The organism is Clavibacter michiganensis (assembly GCF_002151125.1).
In the GTDB taxonomy this organism is placed as follows: Bacteria; Actinomycetota; Actinomycetes; order Actinomycetales; family Microbacteriaceae; genus Clavibacter; species Clavibacter michiganensis_C.
Genome location: NZ_MDJZ01000016.1, coordinates 264,549 through 290,150, shown reverse-complemented (window position 1 = coordinate 290,150; position 25,602 = coordinate 264,549). Strand labels below are relative to the sequence as shown.

Genomic DNA, 25,602 nt, shown 5'->3' with positions numbered 1-25,602 from the left:
GCCCCGCGGGTCGGCCCACCGTCCCCGGCCGGCCCGCGGCTCCGCTATGCGTTGTCGTCGCCGTTGTCGATCGCCGTCTGCCGGTCCGGATCCGCGAACGGCAGGCCCCGAGCGCCCGAGACGTCGTCCATGTCCTCGCCGTACTGCCGCGTGTGCACGCGGTGCGCGATGCGCTCGTCGTCCATGCGCTGCGAGAGGCCCGCGTAGGTGGTCTCGAGGTGCGGCACGCGGCGGATCACGTCCATCACGAGCCGGAACCGGTCGAGGTCGTTGAGCATCAGCATGTCGAACGGCGTGGTCGTGCCGCCCTGCTCCACGAAGCCGCGCACGTGCATGTTCTCGTGCCCGTTGCGCTTGTACGTGAGGCGGTGGATGAGCGACGGGTAGCCGTGGAACGCGAAGATGACGGGCTTGTCACGCGTGAACAGCGCGTCGAAGGATCCGTCGTCGAGCCCGTGCGGGTGCTGCGTCGAGTCCTGCAGCCGCATGAGGTCGACCACGTTGATGAACCGCACGCGCAGCTGCGGGATCTCCTCCTTGAGGATCTGCACGGCCGCCATCGCCTCCACGGTCGGGATGTCGCCCGCGCACGCGACGACCACGTCGGGCTCGAGCCCGGGCACCTCGGTGCCCGCCCACTCCCACACGCCCACGCCGCGCGCCCCGTGCGCCCGTGCCTCCTCGAGCGACAGCAGGCTCGCGGTGGGCTGCTTGCCCGCGATGACGACGTTGATCAGATCCGTGCCGCGGAGGCAGTGGTCCATGGTCACGAGCAGCGAGTTCGCGTCGAACGGCAGGTACACGCGCACGATCTCGGCCCGCTTGTTCACGACGTGGTCGAGGAACCCGGGGTCCTGGTGCGAGAAGCCGTTGTGGTCCTGCCGCCACACGTGCGAGGAGAGGAGGTACGTGAACGATGCGACCGGCCGCCGCCACTCCACCTTCGAGCTCGACTCGAGCCACTTCGCGTACTGGTTGAACATCGAGTCGACCACGTGGATGAACGCCTCATACGACGTGAAGAGCCCGTGGCGCCCGGTGAGCAGGTACGCCTCGAGCAGCCCCTGCGTGATGTTCTCGTTGAGGATCTCGATGACCCGGCCCTCGTGCGCCAGGTGCTCGTCGACCGGCAGGACCTCGCCCTGCCACGCCTTCGCGGTCACCTCGTAGACGTCGTCGAGGCGGTTGCTGGCGGTCTCGTCGGGGCCGAAGATCCGGAAGTCGAGCGGGTTGCGGGCGATCACGTCGCGCAGCCAGCCGCCGAGGACGCGCGTGGGCTCGGCGATGACGCCGCGGCCCTCGCTGAGGTCGATCGCGTTGACCTCGAGCGGCGGGAGCCGGAGGTCGCGGCGCAGCAGGCCGCCGTTCGCGTGCGGGTTGGCGCTCATGCGGCGGTCGCCCTCGGGGCGGTTGGGCTGGAGCGCGGGCGTCAGCCGGCCGTCGCGATCGAACAGCTCGTGCGGGCGGTAGCTCTCCAGCCACTCCTGGAGCTGGCGGAGGTGGTCCTCGTCGTCGCGCACGCCGGAGAGCGGCACCTGGTGCGCGCGCCACGTGCCCTCGACCTTCTTGCCGTCGACCTCCTTCGGGCCGGTCCAGCCCTTCGGGGTGCGGAGGATCAGCATGGGCCAGGCCGGGCGCTCCTCGCTGCCGCCCGTGCGGGCCGCGAGCTGGATCCGGCTGACCTCGTCGAGCGCGTCGCCGAGCGCCGTCGCGAACCGCTCGTGGACCGCGAAGCGGTCCTCGCCGTCGAAGCCGCCCGAGACGATCCGCGGCGCGTAGCCGTAGCCCGTGAAGAGCGCGAGCAGCTCGTCCTCCGGGATGCGCGCGAGCACCGTGGGGTTCGCGATCTTCCAGCCGTTGAGGTTGAGGATCGGCAGCACGGCGCCGTCCGACTCCGGGTCGAGGAACTTGTTCAGGTGCCAGCTGGAGGCGAGGGTCGCGGTCTCCGCCTCGCCGTCGCCGATCACGCAGGAGACCACGAGGTCGGGGTTGTCGAGCGCGGCGCCGTACGCGTGCACGAGCGAGTAGCCGAGCTCGCCGCCCTCGTTGATGGATCCGGGCGTCTCAGGCGCCGCGTGCGAGGGCACGCCGCCCGGGAACGAGAACTGGCGGAAGAGGTGCCGCAGGCCCTCGCGGTCCGGGGTCGCCGCCGAGAAGAGCTCCGAGTAGGTGCCGTCGAGGTAGGCATTCGCGACCATGCCGGGGCCGCCGTGGCCGGGGCCCGCGATGTAGATCATGTCGAGGTCGCGCTCGATGATCGCGCGGTTGAGGTGCGCGTAGACGAAGTTCAGCAGCGGGGTCGTGCCCCAGTGCCCGAGCAGGCGCGGCTTGATGTCGTCGCGCGTGAGCGGGCGCTCGAGCAGCGGGTCGTCGAGCAGGTAGATCTGGCCGACGGAGAGGTAGTTGGCGGCGCGCCACCAGCCGTCGACGACGTCGAGGTAGAGGGGGGCGGACGGGTCGCGGGGTGCGGTGTCGGAGGCCATGAGTCAGCCTACGGCGGAGGGTGCGCGGGTGACCCGGGCGGCGGAGGATCCGCTCAGGCGGCGGCGAGGGCGCGCTCTCGAAGAAGGGCGGAGGCCGAAGCGCGTCGCGCCGCCACCCGGCCGCCTCGGGGTCAGCGGGGCCGCATGATGCGCAGCGCGTCCCAGGTGGTCTCGGATGCGGAGATGCTCGCCGTCGAGCGGTCGGGGTCGATGGACGCGACCTCCACCGCGATGGCCTGGGCGAGCGAGAGGCTCGGGACGAGCGAGGGGAAGAAACCGGCACCCTCCGAGGGGACGACGAGGACCGCGTCGGCGTGCTCGGCGACCTCGGACGCCACGTCGTCGGTGATGACGAGCACGCGCATGCCCCGGGCCGCCGCGATCCCGATGGCCCGCACGGTGCTGTCGTAGACGCGCCACAGGCTGAAGACGACGGCGACGTCGTCCGCCTGGCCGCTCGCGAGCGAGTTCGCGAGCGTCGCGACGTCCGCGTCGAGGAGGCGGATGTCGTAGCCGGCGATGCCGACGTTGTGCTCCAGCGCCCGGCCGGGGATCGCATAGCTGCCGCTGGCGATGATCCACGTGCGTCGCGCGCCGGTGATCGCCTCCGCGACCTGCCGGATGGCGCCGACGTCGATCGACCGGTGCAGGTGGGCGAGGTGCGCCTGGTCGGTGACGATCGCCTGTTTGGACGCGTCGCTGGTCGTCGCGCGGTGCTCGGCCGCGACGTCGACGGCGCTGAGCGACGCGAGGAACCGCGAGCGGAACTCGACCTGGAACGCGGCCCAGCCGGCGTATCCGAGGGCCTGCGCGGTGCGGGTCACGGTGGAGGCGTTGGAGCCCGCAGCCGCCGCGACCTCCATCGCCGAGGAGTACGAGGCGAGTCGCGGCTGCGACCGCAGCACGGAGACGACGGCCTCCTGCCGCCGGGAGAGCGAGCGTCCTGACAGCCGCACGGCCAGCCAGCCCTGCACGTCGTCGGCGTTAACACCTTGTTTCACGGGTTGACCCTCCGTCGATGACGACTCTAATGTTCAGCGAAATGCATGAGGCCATGCACAGAACTCCATTTGCACGAATACACCCATCGACACAAGCAGAACGCGGGGACCGCATGTCCATCATCGGCAGGTTGGATCGGCTGCCGCTCAGCCGACCGCACTACGCGCTCCTCCTCATCGGCGGGCTCGGCTACACGTTCGACGGGATGGACGGCGCGATCATCGCGTTCGTGCTCCCGAGCATCGCCGGGGTCTGGGACCTGTCCCCCGCGCAGCTGGGGCTCGTCGGCTCGGCCACCCCGCTGGGGTTCTTCTTCGGTGCGATCCTCTCGGGCTGGCTCGGCGACAGGTTCGGCCGCAAGCGGGTGATGCTCTGGGCGCTCGCGTTCTACACGGTGATGTCGATCGTCGCCGCGCTCGCGCCGAGCTACGGCGTGTTCCTCGTCGCCCGGGTCCTCGCCGGCGTCGGCGCGGGAGCCGAGAGCGTGATCATCGCGCCCTTCATCTCCGAGTTCATCCCGCCCAAGCGCCGCGGCGCCTTCATCGGGAGCCTCGCCGGATTCTTCTCGTTCGGGTTCGTCTTCGCCGCCCTCATCGGCCGGTTCATCGTGCCGATCGGGGACGACGGCTGGCGCTGGGCGCAGGTCATCACGGCCGTCCCGATCCTGCTGCTCCTGTGGTGGCGGCGGGCGCTGCCCGAGTCCCCGCGCTACCTGCTGAGCCAGGGCCGCACCGCCGAGGCGGAGCAGGTCGTCGCGACGCTCGAGCGGAAGGTCACCGCCTCCACGAAGCGACCGCTGCCCCCGGTGGCCGACGACGCGCCGGAGCCCGAGACCGACCGCCACGCCGTCACGATCCCGCGGGCCCTCAAGGCCATGTGGGCGAAGCCGCTGCGGCGGCGCACCGCGGTGATCTGGGTGGTCTGGTTCTCGATCACGTTCTCGTACTACGGGTTCTTCTCGTGGATCCCGACCCTGCTCATCGGCCGCGGCATCAGCGTCACGACGAGCTTCGAGTACTCGATCATCATCTACCTGGCGCAGATCCCGGGGTACTTCTCGGCCGCGTTCCTCAACGACAAGATCGACCGCAAGCACACCATCGCGATCTACCTCATGGGCGCCGCCGTGAGCGCGTACTGGCTGAGCCAGTCGAACGACCCGGCCATGATCGTCACCGCCGCGGCCGTGCTCTCCTTCTTCCTCAACGGCACCTACGCCGGCGTCTACGCCTACACGCCCGAGCTCTTCCCCACGTGGATGCGCGCCATGGGCAGCGGGTTCGCGAGCGCCGTCGGGCGCATCGGCAGCATCCTCGCGCCCACGATCATCGGCGTCTTCTCGGCGACCCTAGGCTTCGGCGGGGTGTTCGGGCTCACGACGGCCGTCCTCGCGGCCGGCGTCATCACCGTGATCGTGTTCGGGGTCAAGACCTCCGGGCTGTCGCTCGAGCACATCCAGCAGACGGGCGGTGCGGGCGGCACCGGCGAGCGCTCCGACGCCGTGCAGGGCACCCGGTGACGGTCGTCGCCGGGCACGACCCGGTCCTCGCGGACGTCGCCGACCGGATCCACGAGGCCGTCGGCTGGCGCCTGTTCACCGTGCTCCGGTGGGATCCCGAGCGGCGCGCGCTCCGCCGCATCGCGACCAGCCACCCCGACCTGTACCCGCTCGACGCGGAGAAGTCCCTCGAGGTGTCGGGGAGCTGGCTCGACGTCGTCATCGAGGAGAAGCGCGCCTTCCTCGGCGCGACCGACGCCGAGGTCGCCGCGGTCTTCGCGGACATGGACCTCATCCGCTCGCTGGGCTGCGGCGCCGTCATCAACACCCCCGTCATCGAGGGCGGCCGCGTCGTCGGCACGCTCGCGGTGCTGGACGCCGAGGGGCGCTACGACTCCTCGTCCGTCGCCACCGTCGAGGCGGTGGTGGCGGACTGCGGGTCGGCCCTCACCGCCGCGTTCACCCGCCCGGAAGCATCCACGGAAGGATCCCTGTGACCAGCGCCCTCTCCTCCCCCGCCCTGACGGGATCCGCCGTCGTCGTCGGCGGGAACGTACTCGACGTCGCCGACGGGACCTGGCGTCGCGCGGACGTGCGCATCGTCGACGGCCGCATCCGAGAGGTCGGCCCCGACCTGGACCGGGCCGGCCTCGCGGTCATCGACGCGACCGACCGGTTCGTCATGCCCGGCCTCATCGACGCGCACGTGCACGTCGTCGCCTTCAGCGCCGACTTCCGCGAGCTCGAGCGCAACAGCCCCGCCTACGTCGTCGCGCAGAGCGCGCGCATCATGCGCGACATGCTCGGCCGCGGCTTCACGACCGTGCGCGACATGTCCGGCGCGGATCACGGGCTCGCGCAGGCGCAGGAGGAGGGGCTGCTCGCCGGCCCGCGCATCCACTTCTGCGGTCACGCGCTCAGCCAGACGGGCGGCCACGGCGACATGCGGCTGCGCGGCGAGGACCACGAGCCCGGATCCCGCGGATGCTGCGGCATCGGGAAGGTCGCGGACGGGCCGGACGCGGTCCGGGCCGCGGCGCGCGACGAGATCCGCAAGGGCGCGCACCACATCAAGATCATGGCCTCGGGAGGGGTGTCGTCCCCGACCGACCGCATCGACTCCACCCAGTACTCCGTCGGCGAGATGGCGGCGGCGGTCGAGGAGGCAGACGCGGCGAACAGGTACGTGGCCGCGCACGCCTACACGGCCCGGGCCATCAACCGTGCGCTCCGGGCGGGGGTGCGATCCATCGAGCACGGCAATCTGCTCGACGACGAGAGCATCGCCCTCTTCCTCGAGCACGACGCCTACCTCGTGCCCACCCTGGTCACCTACTGGGCGCTGAAGGAGGAGGGGCGCGAGTTCGGCCTGACCCAGTCGATGTGGGAGAAGGTCGACACGGTGCTGGAGACCGGGCTGGAGGCGATCCGCCGCGCCCACGTCGCGGGGGTGCGGCTCGCCTACGGCTCGGACCTGCTCGGCGGGATGCACCGGCACCAGAACGAGGAGTTCCGGCTGCTTGCCCGCGTCCAGCCGAACATCGACGCCATCCGGGCCGCGACGACCACGGCGGCCGACCTCCTCGGAATGACCGGTGAGCTCGGGACCGTCACCGAAGGCGCCATCGCCGACATGCTCGTGCTCGACGCGGATCCGGTCGACGACGTAGACGTGCTCGCGGACATCGACCGGCACTTGGTTTCCGTCGTGCAGTCGGGGATCGTGCGGTAGCGGAACGCCTCCGTCGCGGCGAGCCTGCTCCCCGCGGGCCGACGCGTCGCCGGCCCGGCCCCCGCGCACGACGACGGCGGCGCCGCCTCCCGCAGGAGACGGCGCCGCCGCGTGGATCGGGTGACGCGGATCAGGCCGTCTTCGTCGGCCCGTAGAACGCCTCGATGTCGGCGAGCTCGCGCTCTGCCGTCTCTTGCACGAGGGCCAGCAGGTCCTTGTCGAGACCCGGGGCGAACTCCTCGAGCCGCTCCGGCGCGATGGTCGACGGGAAGCCCTGGGGCGCCTGCTCGGTCGCGGTGAGGTCGGTGCCGTCGTTCGAGGGCGACGCGCCCTGGAAGATCCGGCCGGCCTCGCTCTTGCCGTCGAGGTCGAAGCTGTACTGCTTGCTCTGGAGGCCGAGGTCCAGGAGCTTCTTCACCTCGGGGAACTGCTCCGCGTTGGTCTTCGGGATCGGCAGGAGCTTGCCCCAGTCGACGCCGAGCGTCTCGAGCGCCTTCGCGTACGCGTTCTCGTGCGCCTGGTCGCGGACGATGAGGTACGCGACGGTCGCGCGCGCGACGGGGTTGTCGGTCATCTCGTAGATGCGGCACTTCTGCAGGCGGCCGGTCGACTCGAGCATGACGTTGTAGATGAGGTCGAGCGGGAGGTTGCCCGAGTTGTAGACGTAGCTGCCGCTCCACGGGTTGCCGGCCGAGTCGACGGGCAGCGCGCCCTGGGCGCCCACGAGGTGGTGGTGGATGTTGCCGTGGTCGAGCGCGATGCTCAGCGGCGTCGCCCCGCCCTTGCCGGGGGTGTCGAGCGGGTCGGTGAGCTTGCCGCTGTACTCGGGCGAGCCGTCGAGCAGGCGCGAGATGGTGGTGCCGATGAGCTCGACGTGGCTGATCTCCTCGGTGCCGACGCCCTGGATCAGGTCGCGGTACGGCTTGGCGGCGGCGCCGCGGAAGTTCATGGCCTGGAAGAGGTACTGCATCATCGTGCGCATCTCGCCGAACTGGCCGCCGAGGCCCTCCTGCAGCGCGTTGGCGGCGGCGGGGTCGGGCTCGCCGTCGGCGATCTCGTTGATCCAGGTCTGTGCGTGGAAGTACATAGGTGCTCCTATTTCTTCATGCGGCGAAACCGTCGCCCCTTCACCCTGCTCCGCCCGGCGCCCGGCGCCCGGGCGCGCGGAGGGGGTTGCCAGGGTCCGCCGCGTCGGATAGGGGCGGGCGCCTGTCCGGCGGTCGTCGACCCCGGCTCCTCGCGGATCCGCCCCGGTAGGGTGTGCGCAGCAATGGGAGATCCGACCAGCCCGCGACCCGGCGGGCGCGACGTCCGTCGCCGTCTCGGAGGATGCCGGATGGAGTGCGGGTGAGCGTCAGGAGCGGCGGCGAGCGGCTCGGCCTCCGCGAGGTCGCGGAGCGCGCGGGCGTCTCCCACATGACCGTGTCGCGCGTGCTCAACGGGCACCCGCAGGTCAAGGAGTCGACCCGGCAGCGCGTGCTCGAGGTCGTCGCCGAGCTCGACTTCCGGCCGAACAGCGCGGCGCGCCAGCTCGTCACGCAGCGGGCGCTGCGCATCGGCGTGCTCATCGAGAGCGCGGTGGAGTTCGGGCCGTCGAGCATCCTGCGGGCCATCGAGCGGTCTGCCCGCGACGGCGGCTACTCGGTCGCGTCGTTCGCGCTGCGCGACGACGAGGACGCGACGCCCGAGGAGGCCGTGCGCCACCTCACCGGCCAGGGCGTCGACGCGCTGTGCGTGGTCGCGCCGCGCTCGTCGTCGGTCGCGGTGCTCCGCACCATCACCACCGGGCTGCCGACGCTCGTGGTGAAGGCGGAGAAGGATCCGGCGTTCCTCACGGTCTCGGTGGACCAGTCCGCGGGCACCCGGCTCGCCGTCGACCACCTCGCGTCGCTCGGCCACCGCGACGTGCTGCACGTCTCCGGCCCGCTCGACTGGCTCGACGCGCGCGCCCGCGAGCGCGCCTTCCACACGCGCACGCGGGCCTGGGGCATGCGTGAGCGACCCATCGTGATCGGCGACTGGTCGAGCGACTTCGGCTACGACTTCGCGAAGGGGCTCACGACCGTGCCCGAGTACACGGCGGTGTTCGTGGCGAACGACGAGATGGCGCTCGGCGTGATCCACGGGCTGCACGACCGCGGGATCCGCGTGCCCGAGGACCTCAGCGTCGTGGGGTTCGACGACCTCCCCGTCTCGCGCCACTTCCTCCCGCCGCTCACGACCGTGAAGCAGGACTTCCCCGCGCTCGGATCGCTCGTGGTCGACGTGCTGATCGCCGCCATCGAGGGGCGCGAGATCCCGCGGTCGAGCCGCCTCCCGGCCGAGCTCGTGGTGCGCGACTCCAGCGCCGCCGCCCGCCGCGTCGACTGAATCCGGCACCCGGGGGATCCGCCGCCGCCACCCCTCGCCGCCCCGCCTGCCGGCCGCTACAGTCGAGCACGTCGGGCACCGCCCGGCACGCGGCCGCCACGGCCCGGAACCCGAGGAGCACCAGGTGCGTCACGCACGGGGATCGACGTCGATCCGCCCGACCGGCCCGCGGGCCGCTCCCGTGCCCGTGCCCGCCCGCTCCGCGCACGGCGGCGCCCCGGCCGGCCCCACCGTGCGCATGCGCGGCATCACCGTCGCCTTCCCGAACGGCGTCGCGCTCGACGGCGTCGACCTCGACCTGCACCCGGGCGAGGTGCACGCGCTCCTCGGCGAGAACGGCGCGGGGAAGTCGACGCTCATCAAGGCGCTGCTCGGGGTGCACCGCATCGAGGCGGGCGAGATCCTCGTCGACGGCGAGCCCGTGCGGCTCGGCGGGCCGGCGGACGCGCGCGCCCTCGGGATCCAGGCCGCGTTCCAGGAGTCGCACCTCGTCGAGAACCTGAGCGTCGGCGAGAACGTGATGCTCGGCCACGAGGTGCGCGGCCGCCTCGGCATCTCCTGGCGCGCCACCCACGCGCGCGCCGCGGCGATGCTGGCGGAGCTCGGCCTCGCGGACCTCGACCCCCGCGACCGCCTCGCCGACCTCTCCCCCGCCAGCCGCCAGCTCGTCTCCATCGCGCGCGCCATGGTCGACCGGCCGCGCGTGCTCGTGCTCGACGAGCCCACGTCGAGCCTCGACGCCGACGACGTGGCGCGGCTCTTCCAGGTGATCCGCCGCCTCCGCGACCAGGGCGTCGCGATCCTGTTCGTCTCCCACTTCCTCGAGCAGGTGCTGGCCCTCAGCGACCGGATGACCATCCTCCGCGGCGGCGTGAAGGAGGGCGACCACCTACCCCACGAGCTCGACCGCGCGGAGCTCGTCGCGCGCATGATCGGCCGGGACGTGGCGCACCTCAAGCGCATCGGGTCCGAGCGGCGGGCGCATCGCGTGGATCCGGTCGGACCGCCGCTCTATCGCGCGGCCGGGGTGGGCCGCCGGGGGATGCTGCGGCCGGTGGACCTGGAGCTGCACCCGGGCGAGGTGGTGGGCATCGCGGGGCTCCGCGGATCCGGCCGCACCGAGCTCGCGCGCCTGCTCGCGGGCGCCGACCGGGCCGACGGCGGCGTGGTGACGCTCGGCGGGCGCGACGTCGTGATCGACCGACCGTCCGACGCGCTCCGGAACCGCGTGGCGCTCTCCGCGGAGGACCGCGGCGCCGAGGGCCTCATCGGCGAGCTGAGCGTGCGGGAGAACATCGTGCTCGCGCTGCAGGCGCTGCGCGGCTGGGCGCACCCGCTCGGCAAGGCCGAGCGCGAGGACCTCGTCGAGCGGCACATCGAGCACTTCGGCATCACGCCCGCCGACCCCTCGGCACCCGCCGGCCAGCTCTCCGGCGGCAACCAGCAGAAGGTGCTGCTCGCGCGCTGGCTGGCGATCCGGCCGCGCGTGCTGATCCTCGACGAGCCGACCCGCGGCGTCGACATCCGCGCGAAGGTCGACATCCAGGCGCACATCGCGCAGCTCGCGCTCGAGGGCGTGGCGGTCGTCTTCATCTCCAGCGCGTTCGACGAGCTTGTGCGCGTGAGCGACCGGATCGTGGTGCTCAAGGACCGGGAGAAGATCGGCGAGCTGAGCAACGGCCCGGGCGTGACGGTCGACACGATCGTCGAGCTGATCGCCGCGCCCGCCGACGATGAGGACGAGGAGGACTTCCCGCTGCCGACGCTTCCCGGGATGCCCGCGACGCCGCCCGCGCCCCTCCCGCGGGAGCCGTCCCGGCGCGGCTGACCATCCGCGACGCTGTCCCGGGACCGGCGCGGATGTTCGCGGTAACAGTCCCCTTGTGCGTGCCGAAGTGTTACCGGTAACATCCCCACCACGCGGCAGCACCCCGCGCAACCGCAGCACGGCCGGCCCCCGCGGGTCGGAACGGGACGCCGACGTCCCGACATCTCAAGGAGGAGATACATGTCCACGAAGAGGCGCATCGCCACCATCGCCGCGGCCGGGGTCATCGCCCTCGGCCTCACGGCCTGCAACAGCAACTCCGGCACCGGATCCACGGCGGGCGGCGCCGCCGACAGCGGCGGCGACACGGCCACCGTCGGCTTCGTCGCGGTCGGCCCCGAGGGCGCCTGGCGCCAGGCCAACGAGAAGGACATCCAGGACACCTTCACGGAGGAGGCCGGGTTCGACCTCAAGTACGCGCCCGCCACCAACAACGACCAGAAGTCGCAGATCGACGCGTTCACGTCGTTCGTCGACGAGGGCGTCGACGTGATCCTGCTCTCGGCCACCGAGGGATCCGGCTGGGAGGACTCGCTCGAGCGCGCCAAGGAGGCCGAGATCCCCGTGGTCCTCATCGACCGCGGCATCGAGCCCGACGACGACTCGCTCTACGCGACCCGCATCGCCCCCGACAACATCGCCGTGAGCGGATCCGTCGCCGAGTGGGCGAAGACCGCGCTCCCCGAGGGCGGCAAGTACTTCACCCTCGAGGGCCCCGCGGGCGTCTCGGTCGTCAACGAGCGCAACGAGGGCTGGGACGAGGTCATCGGCGCCGAGAGCTCCTTCGAGGAGGTCGGCGCGCAGACCGCCAACTGGTCGACCGAGGAGGCGAAGAGCGTCTTCGAGACCGTGCTCAAGTCCAACGCGAACGACGTGCAGATGGTCTTCGCGCAGAACGACGAGATGGGCCTCGGCGCCGTCCAGGCCGTCGAGGAGGCGGGCCTCACGCCCGGCGAGGACGTGAAGATCGCGACCATCGACGGCACCAGGGGCGCGCTCCAGGCGCTGGCCGACGGCAAGCTCAGCTTCGTCGCGGAGTACAACCCGCTGTTCGGCGACACCGCGCTCGAGGCCGTGCAGCAGCTGCTCGACGGCGAGAGCGTCGAATCGTCGATCGTCGTCCCGTCGGACGTGTTCGACTCCGCCGAGAAGGCCGCCACCGCGCTGCCCGACCGCAAGTTCTGACCCGCCCGCACGGCCACACCGGGAGGCGGGGCGGATCATCCGCCCCGCCTCCCCCACCCGCCGGCGACGACGCCGGCGCAGGAACGGAGCACGCGCCATGCAGGCATCCAGCCCGATCGTCGAGATGCAGGGCATCACCATCTCCTTCCCCGGCGTCAAGGCGCTCGACGGGGTCGACCTCCGCCTCTTCCCCGGCGAGGTCCACACGCTCATGGGCGAGAACGGCGCCGGGAAGTCGACGCTGATCAAGGCGCTCACGGGCGTCTACGGGATCGACTCCGGCCGCGTCCTGGTGGGCGGCACCGAGCGCCGCCTCTCCGGAACGGCCGACGCGCAGGCCGCCGGGATCTCCACGGTCTACCAGGAGGTCAACCTCTGCGGGAACCTCACGATCGGCGAGAACGTCATGCTCGGCCACGAGAGGCGGGGCCGGTTCGGCATCGACTGGAAGGGCACGCACGCGGCCGCCTCCGAGGTGCTGGCGCGCGTGGGGCTCGGCCACCTGGATCCGCGCACCCCGCTCTCCGCGCTCAGCCTCGCGCTGCAGCAGCTCGTCGCCATCAGCCGCGCCACCGTCGTCGACGCCCGCGTGCTGATCCTCGACGAGCCGACCTCCAGCCTCGACGCCGACGAGGTCGAGGGCCTCTTCCGCGTGATGCGGCGCCTCCGCGACGAGGGCGTCGCCATCCTCTTCGTCTCCCACTTCCTCGACCAGGTGTTCGCGATCAGCGACCGGCTCACCGTGCTCCGCAACGGGAAGCTCGTGGGCGAGCACCTCACCCGCGAGATCGACCGGGCCGGCCTCATCGCCCTGATGATCGGCAAGGACCTGCAGAGCCTCCGCTCCCTCGACCGCGAGCGCGCCTCCCGCCAGGTCGCCGCGGGCGAGCCCGTCTACCGGGCCACGGGGATCGGGCGGAAGGGCTCGCTCGACGCGACCGACGTGGAGCTCCGCCGCGGCGAGGTCGTGGGGCTCGCCGGGCTGCTCGGATCCGGCCGCACCGAGCTTGCGCGCCTCCTCTACGGCGTCGACCGGCCCGACACCGGATCCGTGACCATGGACGGACGCTCCGTCGCCATCTCCTCCCCCGCCAAGGCGCTCAAGCACCGCATCGCGTTCTCCAGCGAGAACCGGCGCGACGAGGGGATCATCCGCGACCTCAGCGTGCGGGAGAACCTCGTGCTCGCCGTGCAGGCGAAGCGCGGCTGGGCCCGGCCGCTGCCGCGCAGGGAGAAGGACCGGATCGTCGCCAAGTACCTCACCGAGCTCAACGTGCGGCCCGCGGATCCCGACCGGCCCATCCGGAACCTGTCCGGCGGCAACCAGCAGAAGGTGCTGCTCGGCCGGTGGCTGGCGACCGAGCCGGAGCTGCTGATCCTCGACGAGCCGACCCGCGGGATCGACGTGGGCGCGAAGGCCGAGATCCAGGAGCAGGTCGCCGCCCTCGCCGACACGGGCGTCGCCGTCGTGTTCATCTCCTCGGAGCTCGAGGAGGTGGTGCGCCTCAGCGACCGGATCCTCGTGCTGAAGGACCACCGCAAGATCGCCGAGCTCGAGGCCGGCCCCGACGTGACGGCCCAGTCGATCGTCGCGGCCATCGCGGAGGAGGGCGCCTCGGACATCGCGCTCGAGACCGTGCCCGACACCGCGCCCGAGGAGGCCACCCGATGAGCGACCCGACGACCACCGCCCGGCGGCGACCCCGCGCGCGCGGCCTCGGCGACGTGCTGCACCGGCCCTGGTTCTGGGGCACGGTCGCGATCGTCCTGCTGCTGGCGATCAACGTGGCCAAGGACCCCGGCTACCTCGCGCTCTCGGTGAACCCGGACACGGGGAACCTCGTCGGCAACCTCGTCGACATCCTCCGGGCCGCCGCGCCCGTGCTGATGATCGCGGTCGGCATGTGCCTCGTGGTCGCCACGGGCGGCATCGACCTCAGCGTCGGGTCGATCATGGTGGTCGCCGGCGCCGTGTCCATGGAGTTCCTGAAGGCGGCCGGATCCGACTCGCTCGGCGTCGCGCTCGGCGCGATGGGCCTCGCGCTCCTCATCGCCGGGATCCTCGGCGCGGTGAACGGCATGCTCGTCTCGGTCGTGGGGCTGCAGCCCTTCATCAGCACGCTCGTGATCATGCTCGCCGGCCGCGGCCTCGCGAAGGTCATCACCGCGGGCCAGAACACGGCGGCCTCGAACGAGCCGTTCCGCTGGGTCGCGAACGGCTACCTCGTGGGGCTGCCGGTGGTGTTCCTGCTGGCCGTGCTGATCACGATCGGCGTGGCCGTGCTCGTGCGGCGCAGCGCCCTCGGGCTCATGATCGAGGCGATCGGCATGGATCCGCAGGCCGCGCGCCTCGCGGGCCTCGACCGCCGCGCGCTCCTGTTCACCGCGTACATCGCGAGCGGCCTGCTCGCGGGCGTCGCCGGGATCTTCGCCACCGCCAGCGTCATGACCGTCGACGTCTCCCGCACCGGCTACCAGCTGGAGCTCGACGCGATCCTCGCGGTCGTCATCGGCGGCACGTCGCTCGCGGGCGGCAAGTTCCACCTGCTCGGGGCCGCCGTCGGCGCGCTCCTCATCGCGACCCTCGACAAGACCGTCGTGTTCCTCGGCATCTCCTCCTCGGCCACGCCCGCCTTCAAGGCGATCGTGATCGTCGCGATCGTGCTCCTGCAGTCCCGGCGCGTCCGCGCGCTGTTCACGAGGCGCCGGCCGCCGGCGCCCGCCCCCGTGCCGACCGAGAAGGAGGCCGTGCCCGCATGAGCGCCACGACGATCCAGCCGCCCCTGACCCCGACGCCCGCGCCGGGACCGGGCGCCGCGCCCCGGCCGCCGCGCCGCCGCATGCGCCTCCGCCTCGACTCGCTGCCGACGGTCGCCGCCCTGGTGATCCTGCTCGCGATGCTGGCCTACGGCGAGATCGCGTACGGCCGGATCCTGCAGGCCGCGACGCTGTCGAACCTCCTCATCAACAACGCGCACGTCATCGTGCTCGCGGTGGGCCTCACGTTCGTGATCCTCACGGGCGGCATCGACCTGTCCGTCGGCGCGATCGTCGCCGTCAGCAGCGTCGCCGGCGTGCTGCTCGCGAACGCCGGATGGAACCCGTGGGTGGTGATGGTGCTGATGATCCTCATCGGCACGGCCTCCGGCGTGGTCTCGGGCGTGCTGATCCAGTTCTTCGACGTGCAGCCGTTCATCGCGACGCTCGCGATGATGTTCCTCGGCCGCGGCCTCGCCTCCATCCTCAGCACCGTGCCCGAGCGCCTCGACGACGAGTCGCCGCTGCGCTCGCTCGCCACGAACATGAAGGTGGTCGACGGCCCGAAGGTGAACGACGTCGTCACGACGCCGGGCGTGCTCATCGCGCTCGTGGTGGTGGCCGTCGCGTTCTTCGTGCTGCACCGCACGCGCCTCGGCCGCACCGTGTACGCGACCGGCGGATCCGAGCAGTCGGCCGCGCTCATGGGCCTGCCCGTGCGCCGCACCAAGCTCGCCGTCTACGTGATCAGCGGCTCGCTCGCGGGCCTCGCCTCGGTGATCTACACGGCCCGGCTCGGCAGCGCGCAGAACATCACCGGCATCGGCTGGGAGCTCGACGCGATCGCCGCGACCGTGATCGGCGGCACCCTCCTCACGGGCGGCGTCGGCTTCGTCCTCGGCTCGGTCGTCGGCGCGCTCGTGCTGGGCCTGATGAACGTGCTCATCACGCGCGACGGCGGCATCCCGCCCGAGGCGACGACGATCATCACGGGCGGGATCCTGCTCGTCTTCGTACTGCTGCAGCGGGCCGTGATGGCGAGGGGGCGGCGGACGTAGCCGCAGGGCTTGCAGGTGACGTGACGTCATGTGGTCCAGTGGGATCACACGTCACGACGAGGAAGGCCCGTCCATGCACACGTCCCTCACCCCGCCCCGCTCGGTCAAGATCGGCGACGCCGCCGCGTTCGCCGGCACCACCCCGCGGGCGATCCGCCACTACCACCGCGTCGGCCTGCTGCCGGAGCCCGAGCGCGGCGCCGACGACCGTCGGCGCTACGGGCACGACGACATGATGCGGCTGCTGTGGATCCTGCGGACCGCCGACGCCGGCATCCCGCTCGGCGACATCCGCGAGGCGTTCGCCGGCGCGGGCCCCGCTGAGGTCTCCTCCGGGTCAGGCGGCCCGGACGCGGAGGGGCACGCCGACGTGGACGGGATCCTGGAGCGGCTGGAGGCCTCGCTCGCGGAGCGCGAGGCGGAGATCGGTCGGCAGCGCACCGCCGTGCAGCGCATGCGCGCCCGCGGCAGCCGGCTCGGGCTCCTCTCCGACTTCGTCGCACGTCGGCTCGACGACCTGCCCGCGGGATCCGTGCGGCCGGCCGACCTCGACGCCCTCCTCGTGATGGAGCGCATGCTCGGCCCGCTCGGCGCCGCCGTGCACGCCTCGCGGGCCGTCGCGCTCGCCACCCACCCGGAGCTCCGTGCGCAGGCCGACCGGGTCGATGCCGCCGAGGAGGCGCTCGACGACACGGTCGCGGTGGACGACCCCCGCGTCGCCGAGGCCGCCGCCGAGCGGTTCGCGTTCGAGCGCACGCTGCACGCGACCATCACGGAGTCCGGCCAGCACGAGGAGGACGACGCGCTCTTCGACGAGTGGGAGCGGCTGCACCCCGACGACTCCGACGGCAGCGAGGACGAGCCCGGCGCCGGTCCCGGCCGGGGGCACGGATCCCTGACCGCGGCGCAGGCCCTCACGCGGATGCCCTACGACCTCTCCCCCGCCCGCCTCCGCTGCCAGGAGCTGCTGGTGGAGATGGGCGTCTTCCACCTGGACGAGGCTTAGGCGTCAGAGTTACGGGCGACGACCCGCGCAGCCCGTGGCCTCGACCCGGCGACTCATCGACGGCTGCCGAACTTTAGGACCATCGGATAAAGCGCACTAAAGCTAGAAATTCGCCTACCCGCAAACGAGGACCGACCATGACCCACCCGTTCCCCATGCACGTCACCGACGCCGACCTCGACGACCTCCGCGACCGGATCCGCCGCACGCGCTGGGCGGCCCCGTGGCCGGTGGAGCCGTGGGAGGCCGGCGCGGACCAGGCCCTGCTCCGCCGCCTCGCCGCGGTCTGGGCGGACGGGTTCGACTGGCGGGCGCGCGAGCGCGATATCCGGGCGCTGCCGTGGGCGAGCGCCGACCTCGACGGCACGCCCGTCTCCTACCTCCGCTTCGAGGCGGAGCAGGCTGGCGGGCTCCCGGTGATCCTCACCAACGGCTGGCCGAGCTCCGCGCTCGAGCTGGTGCCGCTCGCGGAGCGGCTGTCGTCGCCGTCGCGCTTCGGCGGGGATCCGGCCGACGCGGTCACCGTGATCGTCCCGGCGCTCCCCGGCTTCCCGTTCTCGCCGCCGCGGCCGCGGATCGACGAGCCGACGCACGAGCTCTGGCACCGGCTGATGACGGCGGAGCTGGGCTTCGCGCGGTACGCGGCGCACGGCGGCGACCTCGGCGCGGGGATCACGTCGCGGCTGGCGGAGGCGCACCCGGAGGCGGTCGCGGGGATCCACCTGATGGCGGTCCACGCACCGCACGACCTCGACGAGGCGACGCTCAGCGACGAGGAGCGCGAGTACCAGGAGGAAGTGCGCGCATGGGAGGCCGCGGAGGGCGCGTACGAGCACCAGCAGCAGACGCGTCCGCTCACGCTCGCGCCCGCGCTGCAGGACTCGCCCGTGGGCCTGCTGTCGTGGATCCTCGAGAAGCACCGCGCCTGGAGCGACTGCGGCGGCGACGTGTCCCGCGTCTTCAGCGACGACCACCTGCTGACGCTCGCGTCCCTCTACTGGTTCACGGGATCCATCGGCACCTCGTTCCGCCCGTACTTCGCGTACGGCTCCGGGCGCACCGCACCGGTTTCGCGCGTGCGGGTGCCGACCGCGGTCGCCGTCTTCCCGCACGACCTGGTGCACCCGCCGAGGAGCTGGGCCGAGCGCACCTACGACGTGGTGCGGTACACGACCATGCCGCGCGGCGGGCACTTCGCGCCGCACGAGGAGCCGGACCTGCTGGCCGACGACATCCGCGCGTTCCTGCGGACGCTGCGGTAGCGACGTCCGGTCAGGCGCCCGCCGGGGCCGGATCCATGTGCCCGAGCTCCATCACGTTGCCGTCCGGGTCGCGGAGCTGGCGCTGGTACATGAAGCCGAGGTCGACGGCGGGGCGGGGCTCGGATCCGCCCGCCGCGAGGCCAGCCGACGCGCGCGCGTCGACGTCGGCGCGGCTGTCGAGCATGACGGCGGTGATCGCCGCCGCGCTCGACGACGGATCCCCCACGGGCACGTCGAGGAACGACTGGAAGAAGTCCCGCGTGAGGAGCATGAACGCGCTCCGGTCGGCCTCCACGACGAGGCACGCGGCCTTCTCGTCGCTGAAGTCCGGGTTCACGGTGCAGCCGACCGCCTCGTAGAACGCGATGGCGCGGGGCAGGTCGGTGACGGGCAGGTTGACGAAGATCATGGGCACGGGTCTCTCCTTCGAGACGCAGGGACCGCGGGCGATGCGGGTGCGCCCATGCTGGCGACGCGCGCCCGTGCACGTCAAGACGGACGGCCACCGGTTCCCCTGCGGGATCCGGTGGCCGTCGCGGGCCGTGCGTCGGGTCAGCGCTTCTTCAGCGCCCCCGTCGACCACAGCGCGACCGCGATCAGCACCGGCTGGAAGAACAGCCGGCCGAGGCGCTTGCCGTCGGTGTCGAGGCCGAAGGCGTCGCGCTTGTGCACGTACTGCGCGATGTTGCCCGGGAAGATCGCCGTGAAGAACGCGGCGGCCGCCCAGCCCGCGAGGCCGCGGCGAGAGCGCGCGAAGAGCAGGGCCGAGCCGAGCGTGATCTCGGCCACGCCGGATCCGACGACGGTCACGTCCTCGGGCACCGGCAGCGACTTCGGCACCTGCGCGCGGAACTCCTCCCGCGCGACGGTGAGGTGCGAGACGCCGGCGAACGCGAGGAACGAGCCGAGCACCACGCGGGCGGCGGTTCGCGGGAAGGACGTGCGGGCGAGGCCGGCCATCAGTCGTCCGAGACCGTGACGACGACCTCGATGTTGCCGCGGGTCGCGTTCGAGTAGGGGCAGACCTGGTGGGCCTGGTCGGCGAGCTCCTGCGCGAGGTCGTGCTCGACGCCGGGGATGACGACCTCGAGGTGCACGGCGAGCTGGTAGCCGCCCTGCCCGTTCGACTCGATGCTGACGCGGCTGCCGACGCTGGAGTCGGCGATGGAGACCTTGCGGCCGCGGGCGACGCCCTGCAGCGCGGAGTGGAAGCACGCGGCGTAGCCGGCGGCGAACAGCTGCTCGGGGTTCGCGCCGTCGCCGGATCCGCCCATGCTCTTCGGGATGGCGAGGTCGAGGGCGAGGTCGCTGTCGCTCACGGCGACGTGGCCGTTGCGGCCCGCCCCGGTGGCCAGGGCCTCGGCGGTGTAGAGGGCGCTCATCTTGATCTTTCCTTCCGTTCGGGCCGCTCGTGGCGGCCGTGGGGGATGCGGGCTGCGGCGGATGCCGGGCCCCGGCAGGTGGTGCGGGTCTAGGGGGTCGGGCGGGGTGACACGGCCGGCGGATGCGCGAGCGCCTCCGCCGCGGTCTCCTGCATCCCCGCGGTGAGCAGGTGCAGGGCCGCGAGGAGCTGGCGCGCGCGGTCGAGGTCGAGGCCCATTCCGCGGACGATCGCCGCGGGCACGTGCGCGAGCTCGGCCCGCACGGTGCGGCCGCGCTCCGCGAGCGACACCGTGACGACGCGCTGGTCGGCGGAGACGCGGCGGCGGGCGATGAAGCCGGCCTCCTCCATCCGCGCCAGCAGCGGCGACAGCGTGCCCGAGTCGAGGTCGAGCTGCTGCCCGAGCTCGGTGACCGTGCGGTCGTCACCCGACCACAGCAGCACCAGCACCAGGTACTGCGGGTAGGTGAGGCCCCACGGCGCCAGCAGCGCGCGGTAGGCCTGGGTGGTCGACCGCGAGGCCGTGTAGAGCGAGAAGCACACCAGCTCGTCGGCGATGCGCGCGGGCGGCGCGGTCTCGTCGGCGGGCGGGCGGATCTCGGTCTCGGGCATGGGTCGACTCTGGCACGGAACAAAGTTGTGCGCAATTCATCTCGGCCGATGCCCAGGCGGCGGGCGCCGCCGCGTACCCTGGAGCGACATGATCACGAGACGAGAGGCCGCGCTGCGGCTGGGCATCCCGCTGGAGATGGCCACGCGCCACGGCATCCCGGGGCGCGTCCCGGAGTCCGAGATCGCCGCGATGGACCAGGATCCGCCCGCCTGGCTCGCGCAGTCCCGCGCCAACTCCACCGGCAAGCGGCCCGTCTGGGTGCAGCTCACGTGCGAGGTGTGCGGCTTCACCGAGGCCGTGCGCCCGAAGAAGTGGTGGCCGGAGTTCAGCTACCTCTCCTGCGAGCGGCACTCCCCCGACGAGCTGCCCGAGCCCGCGCTCGGGCTGGCGCGCCGCGAGGTCGACGGGATCGGCAGCCGGTTCGTGGGCGTGGTCGACGAGCGGCCGTAGCCGCCTCGCGGACCCGACCGGTCAGGCCGCGACGCCCTCCTCGCGATCGGCCTCGTACGCCGGCCCGCCCTCGCGCAGCGCCGGGCAGTGCTCGGGCGTCGGGTGGAGGCAGATGTCGATGACCCGGGTGAGCTCCTCGCGGGCGCGCTCGAGCTCGGCGATGGCCGCGGTGATCCGGTCGCGCTCGGAGCGCAGGAGCGCGAGCGACTCGGGCGCCGCGACGCCGCTGTCGACGCTCGGGAGCAGCTGGCGGATGGTGCGGCTCGGCAATCCCGCCGCGAACAGCCGCTGGATGAGCTGCACGCGCTCGACGGCCGCCTCCGGGTAGACGCGCTGACCGCTCGCGGTGCGCTCGGCCGGCAGCAGGCCCTGCTCCTCGTAGTACCGGAGCGCCCGGGTGCTCACGCCCGCGCGTCCTGCCACGTCGCCGATCCGCAGCATGCCGCCCTCTTCCCTCGTGGTGGTGATCCCGTCGATCCGCCGGGCGGACTTGCCCTTCACGTCGACGTCAACTCCTAGCGTAGGCCGCGCCGCACCGCGCATCCGACGCGGGCGGCAGGAGGAAGAGCACGCATGGACATCCAGGATCAGGTCGCCCTCGTCACCGGCGCCAACCGCGGCATAGGCCGCCAGTTCGTCGAGGAGCTCCTCGAGCGCGGCGCCCGCAAGGTCTACGCGACCGCGCGCCGACCCGAGGCCATCGACATCCCCGGCGTCGAGGTGCTGCGCCTCGACCTCACAGACCCCGCGTCCGTGACCGCCGCCGCCGAGGCCGCGTCGGACGTGACGCTCGTCATCAACAACGCGGGCATCTCCACGGGCGCCGCGCTCATCACGGGCGACATGGCGGAGATCCGCCGCGAGATGGACACCCACTTCTACGGGACGCTCGGCGTGATCCGCGCCTTCGCGCCGGTCCTCGCCGCGAACGGCGGCGGCGGGATCGTCAACATCCTGTCGGCGCTGTCGTGGTTCTCGACCTCCGGCAACGGCGGCTACGCGGCGGCGAAGGCGGCCGAGTGGAACATGACGAACGCGGTGCGCCTGGAGCTCGCCGGGCAGGGCACCCTCGTCCAGGGCGTGCACCTCGGCGCGGCCGACACCGACATCATGGCCGGCTACGACGGCCCGATGATCGCGCCGCGGGACGTGGCCCGGGCGTCGCTCGACGGCGTGGTCGCGGGATCCGTCGAGGTCGTCGTCGACGACTGGAGCCGCATGGTGAAGGACTCGCTGGCCGGCGACCCGACTCCGTTCTACGAGAGGATGCGCGCGATCCTCGGCTGACCGGCGTCGGCGGCGCGGGGCCCGGCGAGCGGTCGCCGGGTCAGAGGGCCTCGAGCACGTCGAGCGCCTGATGCACCCCGCACTCCCGCCGCATGGTCCCGCCCACCTCGGCCGCCCGCGCGCGTCGGGACAGGGCGTCGCCCATCGCAGGCACGAGGGCGTCGACCGACAGGCGGCGCAGCGGGATCGGGGCGGCGGCCACCCCCTGTCGGTGCAGCTGGGCGGCCCAGAACGGCTGGTCGGCCGTGACGGGCACCACGACGGCGGGCACGCCGGCCCGGGCGACGGCGTGGGAGGTCCCGGCCCCGCCGTGGTGCACGGCGAGCGCCGCGCCCGGCAGCACCTGGTCGAAGGGCGCCGCCCGCACCGCCAGCACGTCGGGGCCCTGGCACTCCGCCGGCAGCGCGAGCCCGCCCCACCCGGTGACGAGCAGCACCCGCAGGCCGTGGGCGCGGGCGGCTGTGACGATCGCCCGGCCCCGCGCCGACGCGTCCCCAGGTGCCATCGATCCGAACGAGGCGACGAGGAACGGCCCGGCGGCGAGGAACTCCTCGACCACCGGATCCAGCGACGCCGGCGCCTCCTCGTACCAGGCCCCCGTCTGGTGGATCCGCTCCGGCCAGTCGTCGGGCCGCGGCAGCAGCTGCGGGCTCACGGCCATGAGCGTCGCGCGCGACGACGAGCGCGGGCCCGTACGCGCGCCCGTCGGCAGCGCGAACGCCGCGCGCGCCACGTCGCCGTCGAAGAGGCGCCCGGCGGCACGCGGCACGGCGTAGGTGGACCGGTTGCGCGCGCCGAGGTCGCGCGTGGCCGTGGGACCCCCGGCGGCGGGGAAGCGGTCGCTGGGGGTGGCGACCGGCGCGAACTCCACCAGCACGCGGGGCACGCCGAGCGCGTCCGCCGCCATCGGCGCGCTGAGGATCAGGGGGTGGTGGACCACCGCGTCGGGCTGGAAGGCGACCGTCTCCCGCACCGCGGCGGCGAGCATCCGCCGGATCGCGGGCCGCACCTCCGTGCGCAGGTGGCGGGCGAGGGCCCAGGGGGTGCGGCCGGCCGGGGAGAGCACGCGCCGTGCGTCCAGGCCGAGTCGCACGACCTCCACGCCCGCGGGCGCGACCGCGTCGTCGGGCAGGGCCAGGCGCACCTCGTGGCCGCGGGATGCGGCGTGTCGCGCCAGGGCCGCGAAGGGCTCCACGTCGCCCCGGGTGCCGGCGGTGATCAGCATGAGGCGCATCCCCCCAGTCTGGGCCCGACGGCGGTGAGGCCGACGTAATGGTGGGCGGCGTACGCTCGTGCCCGTGACCGACAGCAGCGAGCGGATGTCGCGCATCGCACCGTCGGGGATCGGCGTGGCCGTGCGCCGCCTCGTGCTCATCTCCCGCCCGGTGCTGTGGATCAACACCATCGGATCCGGTCTCGTGGCCGTCTGGCTCACCGGCGCGCTGTTCGACATGCGGGCCCTGCCGCTCATCCTGTGGCTCACCCTGCCGTTCAACCTGCTCATCTACGGCGTGAACGACATCTACGACCAGGACACGGACGCCGCGAACCCCCGCAAGGGCTCCATCGAGGGCGCCCGCATCCGCCAGTCCGAGGTGCGGCTCATCGCCTGGGCCGTCGCCGTCGTCAACGTCCCGTTCCTCGTGTACTTCCTGCTGGCGCTGCCGCCGCTCGCGAACGCGGCGATCCTCCTCTACGCGGGCGTGTTCGTCTTCTACTCGGCACCCCCGCTGCGCTTCAAGGCGCGGCCGTTCCTCGACTCGCTGAGCAACGCGGCGTACGCGCTGCCGCTGGTGATCGTGCCCGCGGCCCTCGAGGTGGCGCCGGTCTGGCCCGCCGCCCTGGGCCTCATGGCCTGGAGCGTGGCCAAGCACGCGTTCGACGCGGTGCAGGACATCGTGGAGGACCGCGAGGCGGGCATCACCACCACCGCGGTGCGGCTCGGCCCACGCGGGACGGCCCTGTGGAGCGGTGGGTGGTGGATCCTCTCGACGGCGCTCTTCGCCGTGGTGAGCGTGCCCGTGGCGGCCGTCAACCTGCTCATCGCCGGGATCCTCGTGGTGTCCCTGCTGCGCGACCCGACGCCGGCGACCGGCCACCGCCTCTACCGCCTGTCGGTCGCCTTCCCGTACATCGCGGGGACGCTGGCCGGGGTGCTGCTCATGGTCGCGATCGTGTTCGGAGGGTACCCGTGAGCCGCATCGTCGTCGTCGGCGGAGGCCTGGGCGGGCTCACCGCCTCCGCGCTGCTCGCGCACGCGGGCCACCGCGTCACCCTGCTGGAGGCCTCCCCCGAGCTCGGCGGCAAGAGCCGTCGGATCCGGCTGGGCGAGGACCGCATCGACACCGGCCCGTCGCTGGTGACGTTCCCGGCGGTGTGGGACGAGCTGCTGCGGCGGCTCGGGAACGGCGGGCACGCGCCCGAGCGGACCCGCGACGACGGAGGGCTCGACCTGGTGCGGATGCCCGAGGTGGGCCGCTACTACTACGACGGCGAGGAGACCTCCCTGCCGGTGGCGCCCGACCACCCCTGGTACCCCGCCTGGCGACGCTTCTCCGACCTGCACGCGCCCCTGGCCGACGACGTGACCGAGCTGCTGCTCGCCGACCCCCTCGACCGCGCCGCCCTCCCGGCGCTGCGCCGGCTGCTGGACGTGTACGGCACGCGCCTCACCACGCGCGCGTACCTCGACAGCCTGCCGTGGCTGCCCGACGGGCTGCGCGAGATCATCGCGATCCACACCCTCAACGCGGGCGTCTCGCCGTCACGCACCCCGGCGCTCTACGCGAGCATGCCGGCGATCATGGCGGAGACCGGCGCCTGGGTGCCCCGCGGCGGGGTGTACGAGATCGTGCTCGCGCTGGGCCGGCTGGCCGAAGCGGCCGGGGTGGAGATCCGCACCGGCGAGGCCGTCACCCGCATCGAGCGCGGGTCGGTCACCACCGAGGCCGGCCGCTACCCCGCGGACCTCGTCGTGAGCGCCCTCGACGCCGACCGGCTGGCGGCGCTGACGGGCCCGTCGCGGATCCCGACGCTCCCCCGTCTGCGCCCGCGCACCCTCTCCTGCTCCGCCGTCGCGGTGTACGGCGCGCTGCGGGAGGAGCTGCCGGCGGGGATCGCGACCCACAGCGTGGTGCTGCCGACGAAGCCGGCCGCGCTGCACCGCAGCCTCGAGGCGGGCGACGAGCCGGCGGACACCATGGTGTTCGTCAACCAGTACCGCGCCGGCGAGGTGTACCCGAACCCGCGCAGCACCGTCGGCATCCTGCTCACCGCGCCCGCCGACGGCGGTCGCTACACGGCCGAGCACCCCTTCGTACGGCGCGAGGTCGACCGGGTGTCGGCGGCGATGGGGCTCGACGGGCCCCTCACCGACCTCCTCGACGAGCAGACGGTGCTGGATCCGCGGTACTACGGCGAGGGCGGCGAACCGCACGGCGCTCTCTACGGGGCGGCGCGTCCGCCGTGGCTGAGCGGGCCGTTCCACCGCCCCTCGTACAACGACCCCTGGCGGCCCTGGCTGTGGCGGGTCGGCGCGTCGGTGCACCCCGGCGGCGGGATCCCGGCGGTGGTGGGCGGCGCGATGATCGCGGTGAGCAGGCTGCTCAGGTCGAACCGGGCCTGACGCGGGGACAGCGACGGCGCGCGGGGATCGCGTGGCGCCCTGCCCGCGGCGGCTGACCCGCGGTG

General features: G+C 73.0%; 24 protein-coding genes. 15 read left to right on the top strand and 9 right to left on the bottom strand.

Going from position 1 to position 25,602, the window contains the following annotated elements:
• Positions 1–44 precede the first annotated feature (44 nt).
• Positions 45–2,483: a phosphoketolase family protein gene (locus tag BFL37_RS10780; RefSeq protein ID WP_086515108.1), complete on the bottom strand. Its 2,439-nt coding sequence runs from the start codon at positions 2,481–2,483 to the stop codon at positions 45–47.
• 131 nt (positions 2,484–2,614) lie between these two features.
• Positions 2,615–3,484, bottom strand: coding sequence for a MurR/RpiR family transcriptional regulator (locus tag BFL37_RS10775; RefSeq protein ID WP_086515107.1), 870 nt, complete (start codon positions 3,482–3,484; stop codon positions 2,615–2,617).
• A 113-nt stretch (positions 3,485–3,597) separates the two neighbouring features.
• Here BFL37_RS10775 and BFL37_RS10770 point away from each other — a divergent pair, with 113 nt between their 5' ends.
• From BFL37_RS10770 to BFL37_RS10760, 3 genes are read left to right on the top strand one after another with little or no spacing between them, the layout of a single operon-like run.
• Positions 3,598–5,004: an MFS transporter gene (locus tag BFL37_RS10770; protein WP_086515106.1), complete on the top strand. Its 1,407-nt coding sequence runs from the start codon at positions 3,598–3,600 to the stop codon at positions 5,002–5,004.
• On the top strand, positions 5,001–5,480 hold the full coding sequence (locus BFL37_RS10765) for a GAF domain-containing protein (protein WP_193791026.1): 480 nt from the start codon (positions 5,001–5,003) through the stop codon (positions 5,478–5,480). The genes BFL37_RS10770 and BFL37_RS10765 overlap by 4 nt, the downstream gene beginning before the upstream one ends.
• Positions 5,477–6,715 (top strand): metal-dependent hydrolase family protein, encoded by a 1,239-nt coding sequence (locus BFL37_RS10760; RefSeq protein WP_241533971.1) that lies wholly within the window; start codon positions 5,477–5,479, stop codon positions 6,713–6,715. Before BFL37_RS10765 ends, BFL37_RS10760 begins: the two co-directional genes overlap by 4 nt.
• Positions 6,716–6,845: 130 nt before the next feature.
• On the opposite strand, the gene BFL37_RS10755 is transcribed toward BFL37_RS10760, so the two are convergent.
• A complete protein-coding gene (locus BFL37_RS10755) occupies positions 6,846–7,802 on the bottom strand; it encodes a manganese catalase family protein (RefSeq protein ID WP_086515105.1) in 957 nt (318 codons plus the stop codon).
• Between the two features lie 260 nt (positions 7,803–8,062).
• Here BFL37_RS10755 and BFL37_RS10750 point away from each other — a divergent pair, with 260 nt between their 5' ends.
• From BFL37_RS10750 to BFL37_RS10715, 8 genes are all read left to right on the top strand, one after another.
• A complete protein-coding gene (locus BFL37_RS10750) occupies positions 8,063–9,085 on the top strand; it encodes a LacI family DNA-binding transcriptional regulator (protein WP_086515320.1) in 1,023 nt (340 codons plus the stop codon).
• Between the two features lie 124 nt (positions 9,086–9,209).
• Positions 9,210–10,913, top strand: coding sequence for a sugar ABC transporter ATP-binding protein (locus BFL37_RS10745; protein WP_086515104.1), 1,704 nt, complete (start codon positions 9,210–9,212; stop codon positions 10,911–10,913).
• 180 nt (positions 10,914–11,093) lie between these two features.
• Positions 11,094–12,098, top strand: a complete 1,005-nt coding sequence (locus BFL37_RS10740) for an ABC transporter substrate-binding protein (protein WP_086515103.1) — start codon at positions 11,094–11,096, stop codon at positions 12,096–12,098.
• Positions 12,099–12,195: 97 nt separating this feature from the next.
• Positions 12,196–13,770, top strand: coding sequence for a sugar ABC transporter ATP-binding protein (locus tag BFL37_RS10735; RefSeq protein WP_086515102.1), 1,575 nt, complete (start codon positions 12,196–12,198; stop codon positions 13,768–13,770).
• The gene (locus BFL37_RS10730; RefSeq protein ID WP_086515101.1) at positions 13,767–14,858 is read left to right on the top strand and encodes an ABC transporter permease; all 1,092 of its coding nucleotides are present in this window, start codon (positions 13,767–13,769) and stop codon (positions 14,856–14,858) included. Before BFL37_RS10735 ends, BFL37_RS10730 begins: the two co-directional genes overlap by 4 nt.
• Complete coding sequence (locus tag BFL37_RS10725; RefSeq protein ID WP_172403797.1) at positions 14,855–15,913, top strand: ABC transporter permease; 1,059 nt, start codon at positions 14,855–14,857, stop codon at positions 15,911–15,913. Before BFL37_RS10730 ends, BFL37_RS10725 begins: the two co-directional genes overlap by 4 nt.
• A 73-nt stretch (positions 15,914–15,986) precedes the next feature.
• Positions 15,987–16,919 (top strand): MerR family transcriptional regulator, encoded by a 933-nt coding sequence (locus BFL37_RS10720; RefSeq protein ID WP_086515100.1) that lies wholly within the window; start codon positions 15,987–15,989, stop codon positions 16,917–16,919.
• A gap of 137 nt (positions 16,920–17,056) precedes the next feature.
• Entirely contained in the window at positions 17,057–18,181 is a 1,125-nt protein-coding gene (locus BFL37_RS10715; protein ID WP_086515099.1) for an epoxide hydrolase family protein, read from the top strand.
• Positions 18,182–18,191: 10 nt separating this feature from the next.
• On the opposite strand, the gene BFL37_RS10710 is transcribed toward BFL37_RS10715, so the two are convergent.
• The 4 genes from BFL37_RS10710 to BFL37_RS10695 form a co-directional block, all read right to left on the bottom strand.
• Complete coding sequence (locus BFL37_RS10710) at positions 18,192–18,596, bottom strand: VOC family protein (protein ID WP_086515098.1); 405 nt, start codon at positions 18,594–18,596, stop codon at positions 18,192–18,194.
• 137 nt (positions 18,597–18,733) lie between these two features.
• Complete coding sequence (locus BFL37_RS10705) at positions 18,734–19,141, bottom strand: DoxX family protein (RefSeq protein ID WP_086515097.1); 408 nt, start codon at positions 19,139–19,141, stop codon at positions 18,734–18,736.
• The gene (locus tag BFL37_RS10700; RefSeq protein WP_086515096.1) at positions 19,141–19,563 is read right to left on the bottom strand and encodes an organic hydroperoxide resistance protein; all 423 of its coding nucleotides are present in this window, start codon (positions 19,561–19,563) and stop codon (positions 19,141–19,143) included. Before BFL37_RS10700 ends, BFL37_RS10705 begins: the two co-directional genes overlap by 1 nt.
• Positions 19,564–19,652: 89 nt before the next feature.
• Positions 19,653–20,174: a MarR family winged helix-turn-helix transcriptional regulator gene (locus BFL37_RS10695; protein ID WP_086515095.1), complete on the bottom strand. Its 522-nt coding sequence runs from the start codon at positions 20,172–20,174 to the stop codon at positions 19,653–19,655.
• A gap of 88 nt (positions 20,175–20,262) precedes the next feature.
• Here BFL37_RS10695 and BFL37_RS10690 point away from each other — a divergent pair, with 88 nt between their 5' ends.
• Positions 20,263–20,625: a hypothetical protein gene (locus BFL37_RS10690; RefSeq protein ID WP_015489162.1), complete on the top strand. Its 363-nt coding sequence runs from the start codon at positions 20,263–20,265 to the stop codon at positions 20,623–20,625.
• Between the two features lie 21 nt (positions 20,626–20,646).
• Here BFL37_RS10690 and BFL37_RS10685 read toward each other — a convergent pair whose 3' ends face one another.
• Positions 20,647–21,126, bottom strand: coding sequence for a MerR family transcriptional regulator (locus tag BFL37_RS10685; protein ID WP_241533966.1), 480 nt, complete (start codon positions 21,124–21,126; stop codon positions 20,647–20,649).
• Between the two features lie 72 nt (positions 21,127–21,198).
• On the opposite strand from BFL37_RS10685, the gene BFL37_RS10680 reads away from it, so the two are divergent.
• Positions 21,199–21,912: an SDR family oxidoreductase gene (locus BFL37_RS10680; protein ID WP_086515094.1), complete on the top strand. Its 714-nt coding sequence runs from the start codon at positions 21,199–21,201 to the stop codon at positions 21,910–21,912.
• A 40-nt stretch (positions 21,913–21,952) separates the two neighbouring features.
• On the opposite strand, the gene BFL37_RS10675 is transcribed toward BFL37_RS10680, so the two are convergent.
• Positions 21,953–23,146, bottom strand: coding sequence for a glycosyltransferase (locus BFL37_RS10675; RefSeq protein ID WP_086515093.1), 1,194 nt, complete (start codon positions 23,144–23,146; stop codon positions 21,953–21,955).
• Positions 23,147–23,210: 64 nt separating this feature from the next.
• Between BFL37_RS10675 and BFL37_RS10670 the strand changes: the two genes are divergently transcribed.
• The gene (locus BFL37_RS10670) at positions 23,211–24,107 is read left to right on the top strand and encodes a UbiA family prenyltransferase (protein WP_241533962.1); all 897 of its coding nucleotides are present in this window, start codon (positions 23,211–23,213) and stop codon (positions 24,105–24,107) included.
• Complete coding sequence (locus BFL37_RS10665; RefSeq protein ID WP_086515092.1) at positions 24,104–25,537, top strand: phytoene desaturase family protein; 1,434 nt, start codon at positions 24,104–24,106, stop codon at positions 25,535–25,537. Before BFL37_RS10670 ends, BFL37_RS10665 begins: the two co-directional genes overlap by 4 nt.
• Positions 25,538–25,602 lie beyond the last annotated feature (65 nt).

What these genes read in the sequence shown, in the direction of transcription:
- BFL37_RS10780 (WP_086515108.1), bottom strand. Translation starts at nt 2,483, where the DNA reads ATGGCCTCCGACACCGCACCCCGCGACCCGTCCGCCCCCCTCTACCTC.
- BFL37_RS10770 (WP_086515106.1), top strand. Translation starts at nt 3,598, where the DNA reads ATGTCCATCATCGGCAGGTTGGATCGGCTGCCGCTCAGCCGACCGCAC.
- BFL37_RS10755 (WP_086515105.1), bottom strand. Translation starts at nt 7,802, where the DNA reads ATGTACTTCCACGCACAGACCTGGATCAACGAGATCGCCGACGGCGAG.
- BFL37_RS10740 (WP_086515103.1), top strand. Translation starts at nt 11,094, where the DNA reads ATGTCCACGAAGAGGCGCATCGCCACCATCGCCGCGGCCGGGGTCATC.
- BFL37_RS10735 (WP_086515102.1), top strand. Translation starts at nt 12,196, where the DNA reads ATGCAGGCATCCAGCCCGATCGTCGAGATGCAGGGCATCACCATCTCC.
- BFL37_RS10730 (WP_086515101.1), top strand. Translation starts at nt 13,767, where the DNA reads ATGAGCGACCCGACGACCACCGCCCGGCGGCGACCCCGCGCGCGCGGC.
- BFL37_RS10725 (WP_172403797.1), top strand. Translation starts at nt 14,855, where the DNA reads ATGAGCGCCACGACGATCCAGCCGCCCCTGACCCCGACGCCCGCGCCG.
- BFL37_RS10720 (WP_086515100.1), top strand. Translation starts at nt 15,987, where the DNA reads ATGCACACGTCCCTCACCCCGCCCCGCTCGGTCAAGATCGGCGACGCC.
- BFL37_RS10715 (WP_086515099.1), top strand. Translation starts at nt 17,057, where the DNA reads ATGACCCACCCGTTCCCCATGCACGTCACCGACGCCGACCTCGACGAC.
- BFL37_RS10705 (WP_086515097.1), bottom strand. Translation starts at nt 19,141, where the DNA reads ATGGCCGGCCTCGCCCGCACGTCCTTCCCGCGAACCGCCGCCCGCGTG.
- BFL37_RS10700 (WP_086515096.1), bottom strand. Translation starts at nt 19,563, where the DNA reads ATGAGCGCCCTCTACACCGCCGAGGCCCTGGCCACCGGGGCGGGCCGC.
- BFL37_RS10695 (WP_086515095.1), bottom strand. Translation starts at nt 20,174, where the DNA reads ATGCCCGAGACCGAGATCCGCCCGCCCGCCGACGAGACCGCGCCGCCC.
- BFL37_RS10690 (WP_015489162.1), top strand. Translation starts at nt 20,263, where the DNA reads ATGATCACGAGACGAGAGGCCGCGCTGCGGCTGGGCATCCCGCTGGAG.
- BFL37_RS10680 (WP_086515094.1), top strand. Translation starts at nt 21,199, where the DNA reads ATGGACATCCAGGATCAGGTCGCCCTCGTCACCGGCGCCAACCGCGGC.
- BFL37_RS10675 (WP_086515093.1), bottom strand. Translation starts at nt 23,146, where the DNA reads ATGCGCCTCATGCTGATCACCGCCGGCACCCGGGGCGACGTGGAGCCC.